Source organism: Sphingopyxis sp. LARHCG72 (assembly GCF_052871675.1).
In genome coordinates, this window is sequence record NZ_JBIXJU010000012.1 from 64,126 (window position 1) to 79,078 (window position 14,953).

General features: G+C 66.4%; 15 protein-coding genes. 9 read left to right on the forward strand and 6 right to left on the reverse strand.

What is annotated here, in order from left to right; all coding sequences use genetic code 11:
* Nucleotides 1-2: 2 nt before the first annotated feature.
* The 4 genes from ACIPPQ_RS20515 to ACIPPQ_RS20530 all read left to right on the forward strand — a co-directional run bounded on the left by ACIPPQ_RS20515 (nt 3) and on the right by ACIPPQ_RS20530 (nt 5,051).
* On the forward strand, nt 3-881 hold the full coding sequence (locus ACIPPQ_RS20515) for an NAD(P)-dependent oxidoreductase (protein WP_446545902.1): 879 nt from the start codon (nt 3-5) through the stop codon (nt 879-881).
* Nucleotides 878-2,542, forward strand: coding sequence for an amidohydrolase (locus ACIPPQ_RS20520; protein ID WP_446545903.1), 1,665 nt, complete (start codon nt 878-880; stop codon nt 2,540-2,542). Before ACIPPQ_RS20515 ends, ACIPPQ_RS20520 begins: the two co-directional genes overlap by 4 nt.
* Nucleotides 2,532-3,797, forward strand: a complete 1,266-nt coding sequence (locus ACIPPQ_RS20525; protein ID WP_446545904.1) for an FAD-dependent oxidoreductase — start codon at nt 2,532-2,534, stop codon at nt 3,795-3,797. Before ACIPPQ_RS20520 ends, ACIPPQ_RS20525 begins: the two co-directional genes overlap by 11 nt.
* A gap of 105 nt (nt 3,798-3,902) precedes the next feature.
* Nucleotides 3,903-5,051 carry an alpha-hydroxy acid oxidase gene (locus ACIPPQ_RS20530; protein WP_446545905.1) on the forward strand — a complete coding sequence of 383 codons (1,149 nt, stop codon included), beginning with the start codon at nt 3,903-3,905 and terminating at the stop codon, nt 5,049-5,051.
* 85 nt (nt 5,052-5,136) lie between these two features.
* Here the strand turns inward: ACIPPQ_RS20530 and creD are convergent, their stop codons facing one another.
* Nucleotides 5,137-6,609: a cell envelope integrity protein CreD gene (gene creD / locus ACIPPQ_RS20535; RefSeq protein ID WP_446545906.1), complete on the reverse strand. Its 1,473-nt coding sequence runs from the start codon at nt 6,607-6,609 to the stop codon at nt 5,137-5,139.
* A gap of 167 nt (nt 6,610-6,776) precedes the next feature.
* Nucleotides 6,777-7,529 (reverse strand): TorF family putative porin, encoded by a 753-nt coding sequence (locus tag ACIPPQ_RS20540; RefSeq protein ID WP_446545907.1) that lies wholly within the window; start codon nt 7,527-7,529, stop codon nt 6,777-6,779.
* Here ACIPPQ_RS20540 and ACIPPQ_RS20545 point away from each other — a divergent pair.
* The 5 genes from ACIPPQ_RS20545 to ACIPPQ_RS20565 are packed head-to-tail and all read left to right on the forward strand — an operon-like array spanning nt 7,528 to nt 10,589.
* Entirely contained in the window at nt 7,528-7,752 is a 225-nt protein-coding gene (locus ACIPPQ_RS20545) for a hypothetical protein (RefSeq protein WP_446545908.1), read from the forward strand. The two genes, ACIPPQ_RS20540 and ACIPPQ_RS20545, sit on opposite strands and share 2 nt — an antisense overlap.
* A gap of 36 nt (nt 7,753-7,788) precedes the next feature.
* On the forward strand, nt 7,789-8,940 hold the full coding sequence (ispG, locus tag ACIPPQ_RS20550; RefSeq protein WP_446545909.1) for a flavodoxin-dependent (E)-4-hydroxy-3-methylbut-2-enyl-diphosphate synthase: 1,152 nt from the start codon (nt 7,789-7,791) through the stop codon (nt 8,938-8,940).
* Nucleotides 8,937-9,662, forward strand: a complete 726-nt coding sequence (locus ACIPPQ_RS20555) for a hypothetical protein (RefSeq protein WP_446545910.1) — start codon at nt 8,937-8,939, stop codon at nt 9,660-9,662. The genes ispG and ACIPPQ_RS20555 overlap by 4 nt, the downstream gene beginning before the upstream one ends.
* The gene (locus ACIPPQ_RS20560) at nt 9,659-10,078 is read left to right on the forward strand and encodes a hypothetical protein (RefSeq protein WP_446545911.1); all 420 of its coding nucleotides are present in this window, start codon (nt 9,659-9,661) and stop codon (nt 10,076-10,078) included. The genes ACIPPQ_RS20555 and ACIPPQ_RS20560 overlap by 4 nt, the downstream gene beginning before the upstream one ends.
* A 31-nt stretch (nt 10,079-10,109) precedes the next feature.
* Nucleotides 10,110-10,589 (forward strand): N-acetyltransferase family protein, encoded by a 480-nt coding sequence (locus ACIPPQ_RS20565; protein WP_446545912.1) that lies wholly within the window; start codon nt 10,110-10,112, stop codon nt 10,587-10,589.
* A gap of 180 nt (nt 10,590-10,769) precedes the next feature.
* Here the strand turns inward: ACIPPQ_RS20565 and ACIPPQ_RS20570 are convergent, their stop codons facing one another.
* The 4 genes from ACIPPQ_RS20570 to ACIPPQ_RS20585 form a co-directional block, all read right to left on the reverse strand.
* A complete protein-coding gene (locus ACIPPQ_RS20570; protein WP_446545913.1) occupies nt 10,770-11,879 on the reverse strand; it encodes a S41 family peptidase in 1,110 nt (369 codons plus the stop codon).
* 80 nt (nt 11,880-11,959) lie between these two features.
* On the reverse strand, nt 11,960-12,166 hold the full coding sequence (locus ACIPPQ_RS20575) for a hypothetical protein (RefSeq protein ID WP_446545914.1): 207 nt from the start codon (nt 12,164-12,166) through the stop codon (nt 11,960-11,962).
* 10 nt (nt 12,167-12,176) lie between these two features.
* Nucleotides 12,177-13,310 (reverse strand): acyltransferase family protein, encoded by a 1,134-nt coding sequence (locus ACIPPQ_RS20580; RefSeq protein ID WP_446545915.1) that lies wholly within the window; start codon nt 13,308-13,310, stop codon nt 12,177-12,179.
* 94 nt (nt 13,311-13,404) lie between these two features.
* Nucleotides 13,405-14,931, reverse strand: coding sequence for an acyl-CoA carboxylase subunit beta (locus ACIPPQ_RS20585; protein WP_446545916.1), 1,527 nt, complete (start codon nt 14,929-14,931; stop codon nt 13,405-13,407).
* Nucleotides 14,932-14,953 lie beyond the last annotated feature (22 nt).

A 14,953-nucleotide genomic window follows, 5' to 3' on the forward strand; every position in this document is an offset into this window, starting at 1 on the left:
GCATGAGCGAACAAAAATTGCGCATCAGCTTCATCGGTACCGGCGTCATGGGCGGACCGATGGCGGGCCACCTCGTCAAGGCGGGGCACGCCCTCACCGTCTATAACCGCACCCGCGCCAAGGCCGACGCCTGGGTCGCGCAGCATGGCGGCACCGCGGCAGCGACCCCGGCCGAAGCGGCTAGGGACGCCGACGTCGTCCTCGCCTGCGTCGGCAACGACGACGATCTCGCGCAGGTCACGCTCGGTCGCGACGGCGCGTTCAAGGCGATGCGCAAGGGCGCGCTGTTCGTCGACCACACCACCGTTTCGGCGCGTATCGCGCGCCAGCTCTCGGTCGAGGCCGAAGGGCTCGGCCTGCTCTGCCTCGACGCCCCCGTGTCGGGCGGCGAGGCGGGCGCGCAGAACGGCACGCTCTCGATCATGTGCGGCGGGACGAAAGCGGCATTCGAGGCCGCGGCACCCGTGATGGACGCCTATGCCGCGCGCATGGTCCATATCGGCGGCCCCGGCGCCGGGCAGACGACCAAGATGGTCAACCAGATCGCGATCGCGGGGGTCGTTCAGGGCCTGTCCGAGGCGCTCCGTTTCGCACAGGCGTCGAAGCTCGACACCGACAAGGTGTTCGAGGCCGTCTCGGGCGGTGCCGCGGCGAGCTGGCAGATGCTCAACCGCTGGGGGACGATGGCCAAGGACGAGTTCGACTTCGGCTTCGCGGTCGACTGGATGCGCAAGGACCTCGGCCTTGCGCTCGACGAAGCGCGCGTCAACGGCGCGACCTTGCCCGTCGCCAGCCTCGTCGACCAATTCTACGCCGATGTGCAAAAGGCCGGCGGCGGGCGAAAGGACACCAGTTCGCTCGTGACGAGGCTCCCGAAATGAAGCGCCTGATCCTCACCGCGCTGGCGCTGACCCTCGCCGCCCCCGCGCACGCCGACACGCTCGTCGACAACGTCAACGGCATCACGCTCGACAAGGACGGCAAGCTCGTCCGCTTCACCGGCCTCGTCATCGATACGCAGGGCAAGGTAAAGCAACTGCTCGACCGCAAGGACAAGCGCCCCGAGCGCCCCGACTTCAAGGAAGACGGCAAGGGTCGCACATTGATCCCCGGCCTGATCGACGCGCACGGCCATGTCATGGGGCTCGGCTTCCAGCTCATGCTGCTCGACCTGTCGAACACCAACAGCCTTGCCGAGGCGCAGGCGGCGATCCGCAAATATGCCGCCGATAATCCCGAAATGCCGTGGATCATCGGGTCGGGGTGGAATCAGGAGAAATGGGGCCTCGGCCGCTTCCCGACCGCCGCCGATCTCGACGCCGCAGTCCCGAACCGCCCCGTCTGGCTCGAACGCGTCGACGGCCACGCCGGCTGGGCGAACAGCGCCGCGATGGCCGCCGCAAAGATCACCCCCGCCAGCAAGTCGCCCGAGGGTGGCCGCATCGAAATGGAGGGCGGCAAGCCGAGCGGGGTCTTCGTCGACGCCGCGATGAGGCTTGTCGACAGCGCCAAGCCCAAACCGCTCGCACGCGATCTCGATCGCGCGCTGTATCTCGCGCAGCAGAAATTGCTCGAACAGGGGATCACCGCGATCGCCGACATGGGCACCAGCATCGCCGACTGGCAGGCGTTTCGCCGCGCGGGCGACAAGAAACAGCTTTCGGTGCGCATCCTCTCCTATGGCGGCGACATCGACAATATGGCGATCATCGCGGGGTCCGAACCGACGCCATGGCTCTACGACGACCGGCTGCGCATGGTCGGGGTGAAGCTTTATCTCGACGGCGCGCTGGGGTCGCGCGGCGCGTGGCTGAAGGCGCCGTACAGCGACGCCCCGGGGCAAAAGGGCCTGCCGCTGCTCACCCCCGCGCAGCTCCGCAACAAGATGGTGCGCGCGTCGATGGACAAGTTCCAGGTCGCGATCCACGCGATCGGCGACGCGGCGAATGCCGAGGCGCTCGACGCGATCACCGACCTCACCGCCGACCTCCCCGGCGAACGCCGCTGGCGGATCGAACATGCGCAGATCATCGACCCCGTCGACATCCCGCGCTTCGCGACGCTCAAGGTCATCGCCTCGATGCAGCCCGTCCACCAGACGAGCGACCGCGTGATGGCCGAAGCACGCCTCGGCCCCGATCGACTGAAGGGCGCCTATGCCTGGCGCAGCCTCGAAAAGGCGGGCGCACGCCTCGCCTTCGGGTCCGACGTGCCGGTCGAAAGCGCAAACCCCTTCCCCGGCATCGCCGCTGCGATCTCGCGCACCGATGCGAAGGGCGAACCCTTCGGCGGCTGGCGCCCCGAAGAAGCGGTGAGCCGCGAAACCGCGCTGGACGGCTTCACGCGCACTGCGGCTTTTGCAGGTTTTGCCGAGGACCGCATCGGCACGCTGATGCCCGGGATGCGCGCCGACTTCCTGATCGTCGATGCCGACCCGATGCTCGCCAGCCCCGACGAGATCCGCCGCATGACCCCGCTCGAAACATGGATCGGCGGCTATCGCTATTACAAGAAGAAGGAGGGCGCGACCGTTGGCCGATAGTCCGACGCGCCGCGCGCTCCTCACCGGCCTCGCCGCGCTGCCCGTCGCGGCAGCCGCGACTGCGGCCGAGCGCAAGGAACGCAAGCCGAAGAAGCGCAAGCCCGCCAAACCCAAGGTCCAGCATGTCGATGTCGCGATCATCGGCGCGGGCGTGTTCGGCGCGTGGACCGCGTGGCACCTGCTCCGCGCGGGCAAGTCGGTGCGCCTCTTCGACGCCTATGGCGCGGGCAACGCACGCGCGTCGTCGGGGGGCGAAAGCCGCGTCATCCGCATGGGATATGGTGCCGACACCATCTATTCGGAAATGGCGCGCGATTCGCTCAAATACTGGAAGGACCTCTCCGACACGGCGAGCGCACCGATCTTCCACAACACCGGCGTGCTCTGGTTCGCGCCGCAGGGCGATGCCTATACCGCGCAGTCGCTCGCATGGCTGCAAGCGAACCGCGTGCGCCACGAGCATGGCGACGTCCGCTGGCTGCAGGACAAATATCGCCAGATCCAATTCTATCAGGGCGAGACCGGCATTCTCGAGACCGAAGCGGGCGCGCTCATCGCCGCGCGCGGGGTGCAGGAATTGATCGCCGACGCGCAGATCGAGGTCGAACGCGTCGTCATGCCCGCGCCGCTCTTCTCGAAGCGGACGAAGCGCCACACGCTCCCCGACGGCGGCACCGCCGATCATCTCGTCTATGCCGCAGGCCCGTGGATCGCCGAACTCTTCCCGCAGCAATTGATGAACAAGATCGTCGCGACGCGGCAGGAAGTCTATCATTTCGGCGCGCCGCAGGGGGACAGCCGCTTCGCGCCGCCCGAACTGCCTGTCTGGGCCGACTTCAACAACGGCCGCATCGTCTATGGCATCCCCGATCTCGAAGGCGCGGGGTTCAAGATCGCGATCGACGTCCATGGCCCCACGGTCGACCCCGACACGATGGAGCGCCAGCTTTCGCCCGCGGGCATCGCCGAAGCGCGCGCCTATATGCAGCGCCGCTTCCCCGCCCTCGCCTCGGCGCCGCTGATCGGCGGGCGCGTCTGCCAATATGAGAATAGCTCGAACGGCGACTATCTGATCGACCGCTTTCCCGGACAGCAGCATGTCTGGCTCGTCGGCGGCGGATCGGGGCACGGCTTCAAGAACGGCCCCGCGGTCGGCAAGCGCGTCGCGGCGCATATCCTCGACGCGAACCTCGCGGTCGAACCGCGCTTCAGCTTCGCGACCAAGGGCACGGTGGCGGCGCGGACGGTGTTTTAAGGAGTCTGTGCCCCTGCGAAGGCAGGGGCCCATCTCCGATGCTGGAATTTTACGCGGCGGCAGGTGATGGACCCCTGCCTTCGCAGGGGTACAACGGGGATTAAAGTGCGCCTGACCGACTGCCACAATATCGACGACTTCCGCGCGCTCGCGAAGCGCCGCCTGCCCTGGCCGGTGTTCGACTATATCGACGGCGCCGCCGATGACGAGGTCACGCGCCGCCGCAACCGCGCGGCGTTCGACGACTGCGACCTGATCCCGCGCGTGCTCGCCGGGGTCGAAAGCGTCGACATGAAGACGACGCTCTTCGGCCGCGAGATCGCGATGCCGCTCTTCCTCTCGCCGACCGCGCTCCAGCGACTCTTCCACTGGCAGGGCGAGCGCGCGGTACTCCGCGCCGCGGCGAACGCGGGCACCGTCGCCGGCATATCGAGCCTCGCGACGATCAGCCTCGCCGAGGCCGGGGCACTGACGAGCGGCCCCAAGCTGTTCCAGCTCTATGTCCACCACGACGAGGGCCTCAACCAGGCGATGCTCGACGCCGCGCGCGACGCGAAATTCGACGCGGTCGCGCTCACGGTGGACACGATCGTCGGCGGCAATCGCGAACGCTGCCTGCGCTCGGGCTTCACCTCGCCGCCACGCTTCACCGCGGGCAACATGCTGAGCTACGCCGCCAAGCCCGGCTGGGGACTCAACTATATGCTCCGCGAAAAATTCAGCCTGCCGAACCTCGCGACACATGTCTCCGAAGGATCGAGCGTCCCCAAATCGGTCGCCGAATATTTCACCTCGATGCTCGACCAGAGCCTCGACTGGAAACGCGCCGAGGCGATCCGCAAGAAATGGGACGGCCCCTTCTGCCTCAAGGGCATCGTCGCGGTCGAGGATGCGAAGCGCGCCGCCGACATCGGCGCGACCGCGATCATGGTGTCGAACCATGGCGGGCGCCAGCTCGACGGCAGCATTTCGCCGTTCGACGCGCTTGCCGAGATCGTCGATGCGGTCGGCGACAGGGTCGAGGTCATCTGCGACGGCGGCATCACGCGCGGCACACATGTGCTCAAAGCCTTGTCGGTCGGCGCCAAGGCCTGCTCGGGCGGCCGCCTCTATCTCTATGCGCTCGCCGCGGCGGGCGAAGATGGCGTCGCGCGCGCAATCGCGCAGCTCCGCGCCGAGATGGAGAGGGGCATGAAATTGATGGGGGCCAAGACCCTCGCGGATCTCGGCCCCCATAATCTCCGCTGGCGGTAGCCAGATTATGTGAACCCCGGCGAAAGCCGGGGCCCACGAGGTGTAGCGCAAGGTAGCATGGGCCCCGGCTTTCGCCGGAGAACACTCAGGCCACCGCAACCTCATCCTTCTTGCCGATCCCGCCCCAGTCGATGTTGCGCGTCATGTACATCACCCCGGCGAGGGCGAAGAACATCAGCACCGACCCGATGAGCAGCGCATAGGCTTCAAGGTTGAGCAGCGTGTAGAGCAAGGCATAGAGCCCGATCAGCATCGCCGCGAGGAAACGCGCGCGCTTCCAGCTTTTCAGCACCGCCGCGCTATAGAAGGTGAGCAAACCGATAATCGCCGCCGATGCGACCATATAGGCGGGCATGAACCCGATCACCTCGGCGAACGCCAGCAACAGCACGAAGAACAGCACCAGCGCGATGCCGGTCAGCAGATATTCGGCCGGTGCCACCCGCGCGCCCGCGATGATGTCGAACATCAGGAAGGCGACGAAGGTGAAGCCGATGAACAGGAAGCCATATTTGATGCTGCGATCGACCTGGCTGTAGAGGTCGACAGGCTCGATCAGGCTGATCGCAACCGCCTTGGCGGTGCCGCCCGATGCCTCGCCCGTGCTGCCATCGGGTGCCGCCGCGACCTCGACGGCCACGTCGGTATAAGCGTCGCGCCGGCCATAATTGGTCGCAACCGGCGGCGACAGGTCGCCGGTGAGCACCTGCGCCTGCCCCAATGCAAGGTTCGGGATCGCATAGGTTGCGGTAAAGCCGCTGCCCTTCACCTCGCGCTTCGCGGGTAGGAAGTCGCCGCCGAAGCTCGGGTTCGGCCAGCTCGACTTCACCGTCCAGCGCGTATCGACCCCGCGCGGGATCAGCTTGAAGTCGCCGAGCCCGCGCACCCCGATCCTGTAATCGACCTTCATCGGCGCCGCGGCGCTCCAGTCGACAAAGGCGAAGGTGCCCGAATTGCCCGTCGAGAGCAGCCCCTTGCCCGGTTGAAGCGCGAGCGGGGTGCCGTCGACCGACAGGCTGTTGCCATCCACCAGCCCGCGCGCGTCGCTGATGCCGAGGCGTACCTCGGCGCGGTCGAGCATCAGCGCCTCGCGCGTCACGCCATAGCGCGCGATATCGGCGGGCAGCACGAACTCGGCGCTCCCCGCGATCTGGCTTTCGTAGACGACGGTCTCATAGATCGCCTTCTTGCGCTTTTCGGGCTTGATGACGACGTCGGCGCGGTTCGATTGCGGCGAGAGATAGAGGTTGCGGATCGTGTTGACGGTCCGCGTCACATCCTTGCCATTTTCCTGCACGGTCGTCGTTTCGGTGGCGCGGTACGGGATGACGATCACGGGTCCGCCGATCGTCTGTTGCCCGCCCCAGCCCTGCCCGATCGACGCCTGCGCGGTTTCGGCCTGCTGCTGGCGATCCCAGAGCAGGCCGTAGATCATCAGGAGGGGGACCATCAGCGCGACAGCGATCAGCACCGCGATGACCAGCTTGACGCCGGGACTTCGCTCGCTTCGCGCGGACGGGACGGGAGGAACGGAAACGCTTTGAGAGGCCTCGGTCATGGGGGATCAAACTCCGCTGCTTCAACTCGTCTATGAAATTGCACGCTTCACCGATGCGGTCAAGCGCGTTGCGGCGAAGCGTATTCGTAGCCCTTTTGCGCACGAAAAAGGGGGCGGCCTCCCCCGAAGCCGCCCCCTTAGCGCGTGGTCGCTGACCCGCTAGGCGATCAGAATGATGCGCCCAGCGTAAAGACCACGGTTGGATCGTAAAGCGTGTCGAGCGCCTTGATGCCCGTCTTTTTGACGTCGGTGTCGATATATTGGACCGAGAAGGTCGCGAAGCTGGCGGAGAAAGACGCGCCGAGCGACCAATCCATATATTTGCCGTCGGGCGACACGAGGCCGAGCGAACCGTCGTTATAACCGACGCCCGCGGTCAGCGTGACCGGCGAGTTGGGAATGCCGAAGCCTGCACCGAGGTTCAGGTAGATATTGTCGTCGTCGCCCAGCGAGTTCTGCTTGGGCGCATAAGCGACCATGCCGGTGATCGAGACCGGACCGATGTCGTGCGACAGCTTGCCGATGCCTTCGAAATAGTCGGTCGGGGCGCCGCCATCCTCGCTGCCGGGATAGGTATAATAGGTGACGCCGATGTCGGCGGTCGTGCCCGAGGCGATTTCGGTGGCGAAACCGCCATAGATGTCGAGTTCGAACTTGCCATAGGCGGGGCTGTCGGGAAGCGTCGAGCCCCAGACGCCGGCATAGAGGCCGCTTTCGTGGCTGACGGTCAGCGTCGGCTGCACGGCGACCTTTTCGTTCGACAGCGAAATGCCGCGGAAGCGATAGTCCGACGTCACCGCGATGCCGCCCGAAAGCGTGAACGGGCCGCTGGGTGCTTCTTCTTCCTGGGCGAAGGCGGGCGTCGACATGGCCGACGCGGCGAGCAGCACGCTGAAGCATGCCTTGGTAAGAAACTTCATGGGTGATCCCCCTATTCGAAAAAACGGATCGTCCCGGCCTGCCGTGCGCGTCCACGCCTCTTCGTACGGGCTTGTGACGACGAACGCGTTCGAAGTTGCCGATTTTGTTGCGACGCACAAACGAAAATTGCGCAACGCGCCGAATCCGCGCCAGAGTGTGTCTTTCGCGCAACAGGCGCGGCAGGACGCGCAGGGCTTTGCCAAGCCGCCGCCGGACGGCTAAAGAGCGGCATACCCCCCCTTCTGTCGAGCAGCATCCATGAGCGATCACAATCCCGGCCTGCGCCCCTGGCGCGACATTGCGCGGCGCGAATGCCGCCAGATCATGGTCGGCAATGTCCCCGTCGGCGGCGGCGCGCCGATCAGCGTGCAGACGATGACCAACACGCTGACCAGCGACCCGGTCGCGACGATCGACCAGATTCGCCGCTGCGAAGAGGCCGGCGCCGACCTGATCCGCGTATCATGCCCCGACACCGATTCGACCGCAGCGCTCGGCCAGATCGTCCGCGCGTCGCGCATCCCGATCATCGCCGACATCCATTTCCACTATAAGCGCGCGCTGGAGGCGGCCGACGCCGGCGCCGCGTGCCTGCGCATCAACCCCGGCAACATCGGATCGTCGGAGCGCGTCGGCGAGGTCGTCCGCGCAGCGAAGGCCAACGGCTGCGCGATCCGCATCGGGGTCAACGCCGGCAGCCTCGAGAAGGACCTGCTCGAAAAATATGGCGAGCCCTGCCCCGAGGCGCTCGTCGAAAGCGCGCTCGACCATATCAAGCTGCTGCAAGATCACGACTTCCACGAATATAAGGTCGCGGTGAAGGCGAGCGACGTCTTCCTCGCGGTCGCCGCTTACGCGCAGCTCGCCGACGCGGTCGACTGCCCGCTCCACCTCGGCATCACCGAAGCGGGCGGGCTGATCGGCGGCACGGTGAAAAGCGCGCTCGGCATCGGCAATCTCCTCTGGGCGGGCATCGGCGACACGATCCGCGTCAGCCTTTCGGCCGAACCCGAAGAGGAAATCCGCGTCGGCTATGAAATCCTGAAATCCTTGGGCCTGCGCACCCGCGGCGTTCGCGTCGTCTCCTGCCCCAGCTGCGCACGGCAGGGCTTCGACGTGATCCGCACCGTGCAGGCGCTCGAAGAGGCGCTCCAGCACATCAAGACCCCGATGTCGCTCTCGGTCCTCGGCTGCGTCGTCAACGGCCCCGGCGAGGCACGCGAAACCGACATCGGCATCACCGGCGGCGGCAACGGCAAGCATATGGTGTTCCTCTCGGGGGTCACCGATCATCATGTCGAAGACCCCGACATGATCCAGCACATCGTGAAGCTCGTCGAGGCGAAGGCCGCCGAGATCGATGCGGGCAGTTCGGTGAGCATGGACACGCTGCACGGCAAGGCGGCGTGACGGTCATCCGCGCGCTGGCGAACGCCATCGCCGATTATTTCCGCCGCGGCGTCAGCCTGTTCTGGATCGGCCCCGCGGTCGTCGCACTCGTCGTGCTCCCCGAGTTCGCGCAGCATGTCGCCGAAATTCAGCTCGGCATGTTCGACGGCCTCGACGCGGCGAAGGCGGCCGGCGACGCCCCGCTGCGCTGGGCGTTCGGTTACGTCAAGATCGCGGGGCTCGTCCTGACCTTCATCGCCGCGGCACGTTTCTGGTGGTGCCGCACGCACGGCGGACGCTGGTACGATCTGCGGCAAATCGCCTGGGGCCGCCTGTTGTCCGGTTTCGTCCTGTTCATGGCGATCGGCTCGGTCACCGAACTGGTCGCGCCACTGACCGGGCAGAAAGCGCCGCTCGCGGCGATCGTGATTGCCAGCCTGCTCTCGCTTCCTTTTCTCTTCGTGATGCTCGCCGGCCTGTTCGGCGACCGCACGACGCCGATGAAGACGCTGATCGCGCGCAGCTGGCCATGGCTGCTGCTGCTCGCGCTACTCCTGCCCCTCGGTTATGCGCCGCTCTTCTGGCTCCACGGGATGAACCATAAATGGGCACTGGGCGCGCATGATGCCGTCGTTTGGACCCTGATGGTCTTCGACTCGCTCGTCGTCGGGCTAATGGCCTCGTTCGTCGGTGCGGCATTGTTTGTCGCCTACGACCGCTTTTACCGGAGCATTGCATCATGATCCGCACCAGGCCCGACCCGCTCGACCGCCTCGCCCAACTCCTGCTGATCATCGCCGCGGTCACGACGGTCGCCAACGGCGTCTTCATGCTCGTGAAGCCGCTCGACTGGTATGTGTTCGTCCCCACCGTCGTCACGACCGGCCCGCCCAACGCGCATTTCATCCGCGACATCGGCCTCGCCTATATCGGGTCGGGCCTGATCCTCCTCTACGCCGCCGCGAACCCGGCTCTTCGCTGGCGCGCCGCCGTCGTCGGCGGGCTCTGGCTGACCTTCCACGGTCTGCTCCATATCTATGAGGTTGCCGCCGGCATCTGCGGTCCGGCGACCTTCTGGGCCGACGCCCCCGCCGTGCTCGGCCAGCCGGGCCTCGTCATCGCCGCGCTCCTCATCCTTCGTGCTCGCAAGCGCATTTGACAGTGGCGCCGCGGCACGACAGACGGCTGCCATGACCATCTCGATCCGCTCCGCCACGCCCGCCGACCTGCCGCTTATCGCGCAGTTCATCCGCGATCTCGCCGACTATGAAAAGCTCGCGCACGAAGTCCGCTTCGACGAGGCGAAGCTCGGCGAAAAGCTCTTCGGTCCGCGCCCCTATGCCGAGGTCGTGATCGGCGAAATCGACGGGACGCCGCAGGGCTTCGCGCTCTTCTTCCACAATTTCTCGACCTTCGAGGGGCGGCCCGGCATCTATCTCGAGGATCTGTTCGTGCGCCCCGAAGCGCGCGGTTCGGGACTGGGCAAGGCGCTGCTGACCCACCTCGCGGCGCTCTGCACCGCACGCGACTGTGCCCGTCTCGAATGGAGCGTGCTCGACTGGAACGCCCCCGCCATCGGCTTCTACCAGAGCCTCGGCGCGAAGCTGATGGACGAATGGACGGTGATGCGCGTGGATGGCGATGCGCTGACAAAGCTGGCATCCAGCTGACCCCTTCCCCCTCGATGGGGGAAGGATACGCAGCCTTGTCGCGAAGCGATTAGGCGAAGTTGGATGGGGGTGAGGATGCGTCCTCCCGCGGGCGCGCCAGGCCGAGACCACACCCCCACCGCTGCGACTAGCGAACAAGTTCGCAAGTCTCGCTGCCTCCCCCATCGAGGGGAGGATGATTTACTTCGCCCCGCGCGGCTTGCGCCGTTCCATCGGCCAGCTCGGCACATGCGCGTCGGACAGCACTTTCGCTTCCGCCGGCGCCACACCCAGTTCGGTCAGTGCGCGCACCAACGCGTCGGCGGGCGCCACCACGATGTCGGGCTGGACGCCGTCGCCTTCCCAATCCTTGCCCGTCGCGGGGTCATAGGTGCGGCCGACCGGGATGAAGGCGCCGTAGCCGCCGCCCAGATCCTCGCCGGTCCCGAAATGATTGGCGCCCGCGGTCGGCGCCCCCACCAGCGTTCCGCGTCCCGTATGCTTCATCGCGAGCGCGAAATGCTCGGCCGCCGACGCGCTCGCCCCCGATGTCAGCACATAGATTTTCGCATCGCGCAGCCGCGCGTCGGCATTCGGCGTCGCCCAATGCTCGCGCGTCACCATGCCGGAGTCGCCCTTCACCACGCGCATCGAGGGCAAGCCATCGATCGGCGAACCGCCGCGCGCATCGACCGAGGCGCGCGTCGCCATCGTCACCAGCCGCGTCGGCTCGGCGAACAGCCAGGGGAAGATGACATCCATCTGATCGAGCCCGCCGCCGTTGTGCGTCCGGATATCGAAGATGATCGCCTTCGCATCGGCATGATCGGTCATGAATTTCGCGGCGGCCGACGTCACAGCCGCATCCTGCGGAAAGACGTTGAAGCGGACGAAGCCGATTCCCGGCGCGATCCACCCCGCCTGTTCGACCGGCACCTTCGGCGGACGGCGGACCGGCGCAGCGCCGCCCGGCGGCGCAGCGCCCGGCGTGGCGGCCGCGTCAGGCGTCCGCAGGCGCAAATGGCCGTCGGGCGACACGGCATGGACGTCGCGGTCGATCGCCTGCCCCAGCGCCTCGCCGGTCAGCGTCGCATAGCGGCCCGCCGCGATGCCCGCGCGGATCGCCGTGGCATAACGCTTGCCGGTTTCGGGATAGACATAGTCGCGCTCAAGCAGCGCAGCATATTTTTCGGCGACCACATCGCCCGCCACTTCGTCGGCGGCAAGCGCGGCCGGCGGGGAAACCACCGGAACGGCAATGATCGTGGCGGCCATCAGCAGGCCGGGCAAGACGCGTCGGGAAATCGTCATTTTCATCTCCAATCCAACCCCGGATTGGCCATGGTGTATCACATAGGCAATACAGAACAACTACATTTGTAGTCGGCTCATCACGGCTGCGGTCTTTTGCGAGCCAGCAACAGCAGGACGACACCGAAGATCGACAAAAGCACGCCATTGCGCGTCCAAACCGTGTCGCCGAGCATGAAGCTGCTCGCCGGCCAGCGTATGATGTCGAGCCCCTGCAACGCCCACAATCCGCCGACGAGGATCGCCGCGACGCCGACGATCGTCAGCATTCCCCTCAAAGCGCCCATGACGTCCTCCCTATTTTCGCTGCAATCCGATCAGCGGTCGCAGCCAGCCGATGTTGCGCCCGATCCAGTAGAAAAGCCAGCATCCCAGCGTCGTCGCGGCGAGCAGGATCAGGAAGGAGGGCAGCGCCGCAACGCCGGCCTGAAGCAGGTACCAGCCGACGACGACGATGATCGTCTGGTGGATGATGTAAAAGGGAAACACCGCCTCGGCGAGCGTGGTGCGCGAGCGATGATCGCGGTTCCAATAATGATCGGCGATCCCGACCAGCGCGACGATCGTCGCCCAGCCCTGCACCAGATGCGCGATATCGAATGCCAGCTTGCCCGATTCGGCGGGCTGTGCCCCCGTCAGCCAGAGGCACAATATCCACGCGACCACCCCGAACGCCGCGACCGCGATGGCCAGCGCGACGCGCCACCAGCGCGCCACCGCGCCGAACAGCTGCGGCCGCACGCGGAGCAGCCAGCCGACAAAGAAGGGGATCAGGTAGTGAAGGTGCGACGGCCCGTCGTCGAACAGCGCGTGCGTCTCATCATGGTCCGGAAAGGCGGCATAGATGAGCAGCCACGCCGCGAGCGGCCAGAAGATCAGCCCGGCGCCGCCGAGCCACCGCGCCGCGCCATCGGCAATCCGCGTCCGCATCGCGCCCGGCACGACCACCAGCAACGCCGCGGCGAGCATCGTATAGACCCACAGATAGACGACGAACCACAGATGTTGCCACGTCGGCAGGACGATCCCGCCCAGCGATCCGAAACGGAAATAGTCATGCGCCCAGAAATGCAGGAAGCCATGGGTGTAGCCATGCTGGCCGACGAGCTCGACCCACGGCTGCGGCGGGATGACGATGATGATGCCGAAGGCGAGCGGGATCAGCAGCCGCGCGCTGCGCGAGCGGGCAAAGGCGCCGCTTCCGCCGAGCTTCGCGAACAGCGCCGCGCTCGCATAGCCCGACACGAGGAACAGCAGCGCGAGCCGCCAGCTGTTCGTCGCGAGCATCGGCAACTGCACCCAGTCCAGCGGCTCGGCGATCTTCACATGCCAGCCCCACGGCACGAAATACATGCCGATATGATAGAGGATCAGCAGGCCGAACGCCCCGATCCGCAGCCAGTCCATACCGAGATGGCGCACGCCGGTCATAGGCCTCCCCCAACCTCATCATTGCCCGCGGCAATCCAGAGTCGCATAAACCGCTCTGGATTGCTTCGCTTCGCTCGCAATGACGAGCCTTTTTCTACGAACGACTGCTCAGCACCCGCCACGCCAGATCGGCAAACTCGCACAGCAAAGGCCGCGTATCCCTCGGGTCGATGATATCCTCGACCCCATATTTCTCCGCCGTCCGGAAGGGCGAGCGCACGCGATTGAGCCGCTCCCTGATCGCTTCCAGATGCGCCGCCGGGTCCTCGGCCGCCTCAAGCTCGCTCTTGTATGCGACCTCGACCCCGCCCTCGATCGGCAGGCTGCCCCAGTCGCCCGACGGCCAGGCGAAGCGATACTGGAACCGCTCGGCGTTCGACATCGCGCTCCCCGCGATCCCATAAGCGCGCCGCACGACCACCGACGCGAGCGGCACCGTCGCGCGGTAGATCGCGTTCATCGCCTGCACGCCATACCGGATCGTCCCCGTCCGTTCGGCCTCGCCGCCGATCATGAAGCCCGGATTGTCGACGAGGTGGACGATCGGCAGCCGGAACTGGTCGGCCATCTTGACGAAACGCTCGGCCTTCTCGCTCGTCTTCGCATCCCACGATCCGCCGAGGTACGACGGGTCGCTCGCGAGCACCGCGACCGGATAACCGTCGAGGCGCGCGAACGCCGTGATCACCGCGCGGCCCCAACGCGCACCCATTTCGAAGAAGCTGCCCGCGTCGAACACCGCGCCCGCGATGCGCCGCATCGAATAGACCTGTTTCGCCTCGCGCGGGACGATCGACAGCAGGCTCTCGTCGCGCCGGTCGACCGGATCGCTGCATGGCGTGCGCAAGGCCCGGTCGTGGATCGACGAGGGCAGGTACGACAAGAAGCGCCGCGCCGCCGTAAAGGCCTCGGCCTCTGATCCGACCTCGTCGTCGACGACGCCGTTGCGCGTATGGACATCGACCCCGCCCAGTTCCTCGCGATCGAGCGTATCGCCGATCGCCGCCGCGACCGCGGGACCCGCCGCGAACAGCTGCGACAGTCCGCGCACCATGATGCTGTAATGGCTCGCGACGACGCGCGCCGCGCCGAGCCCCGCGGTTGGCCCCAAGGCCAGCGCCACGACAGGCACGGTATCAAGGTTCGCGATGATCTCGTCCCAGCCGGGCACGTGCGGGATATAGGTATAGCCCATATCCTCGAGCGTCTTGACCGACCCGCCGCCGCCGGTGCCGTCGATCATGCGGATCAGCGGCAGGCGATATTCATGCGCCATCGCCTCGCACTGGACGAACTTGCGGTGCAGCGCCGCATCGGCCGCGCCGCCGCGCACGGTGAAATCGTCGGCCGAGGCCACGACCGGCCGCCCGTCGATATTCGCGCGCCCGAAAATGAAATTGCTCGCAGCGAGGTCTTCCAGCGCGCCATCGGCGCCATAGCGCCCGCGCCCCGCGATCTTGCCGATCTCGCGAAAACTGCCCGGATCGACGATCCCCGCGAGCCGCGCCCGCGCGTCCATCTTGCCGCGCCCATGCTGGCGCGCGACCTTTTCCTCGCCGCCCATCTTCTCGGCCATCGCGCGACGTTGACCCAGCTCTTCGATCTCTTTTTTCCAGCTCATGGGACGAAGGCTATCTTACGTT

Excerpts from the sequence above, each read along its gene's own strand:
- ACIPPQ_RS20575 (WP_446545914.1), bottom strand. The coding sequence starts at position 12,166 with ATGGGCGCTTTGAGGGGAATGCTGACGATCGTCGGCGTCGCGGCGATC.
- ACIPPQ_RS20580 (WP_446545915.1), bottom strand. The coding sequence starts at position 13,310 with ATGACCGGCGTGCGCCATCTCGGTATGGACTGGCTGCGGATCGGGGCG.
- ispG (WP_446545909.1), top strand. The coding sequence starts at position 7,789 with ATGAGCGATCACAATCCCGGCCTGCGCCCCTGGCGCGACATTGCGCGG.
- ACIPPQ_RS20560 (WP_446545911.1), top strand. The coding sequence starts at position 9,659 with ATGATCCGCACCAGGCCCGACCCGCTCGACCGCCTCGCCCAACTCCTG.
- ACIPPQ_RS20545 (WP_446545908.1), top strand. The coding sequence starts at position 7,528 with ATGGGTGATCCCCCTATTCGAAAAAACGGATCGTCCCGGCCTGCCGTG.
- ACIPPQ_RS20585 (WP_446545916.1), bottom strand. The coding sequence starts at position 14,931 with ATGAGCTGGAAAAAAGAGATCGAAGAGCTGGGTCAACGTCGCGCGATG.
- ACIPPQ_RS20565 (WP_446545912.1), top strand. The coding sequence starts at position 10,110 with ATGACCATCTCGATCCGCTCCGCCACGCCCGCCGACCTGCCGCTTATC.
- ACIPPQ_RS20520 (WP_446545903.1), top strand. The coding sequence starts at position 878 with ATGAAGCGCCTGATCCTCACCGCGCTGGCGCTGACCCTCGCCGCCCCC.
- creD (WP_446545906.1), bottom strand. The coding sequence starts at position 6,609 with ATGACCGAGGCCTCTCAAAGCGTTTCCGTTCCTCCCGTCCCGTCCGCG.
- ACIPPQ_RS20515 (WP_446545902.1), top strand. The coding sequence starts at position 3 with ATGAGCGAACAAAAATTGCGCATCAGCTTCATCGGTACCGGCGTCATG.
- ACIPPQ_RS20540 (WP_446545907.1), bottom strand. The coding sequence starts at position 7,529 with ATGAAGTTTCTTACCAAGGCATGCTTCAGCGTGCTGCTCGCCGCGTCG.
- ACIPPQ_RS20570 (WP_446545913.1), bottom strand. The coding sequence starts at position 11,879 with ATGACGATTTCCCGACGCGTCTTGCCCGGCCTGCTGATGGCCGCCACG.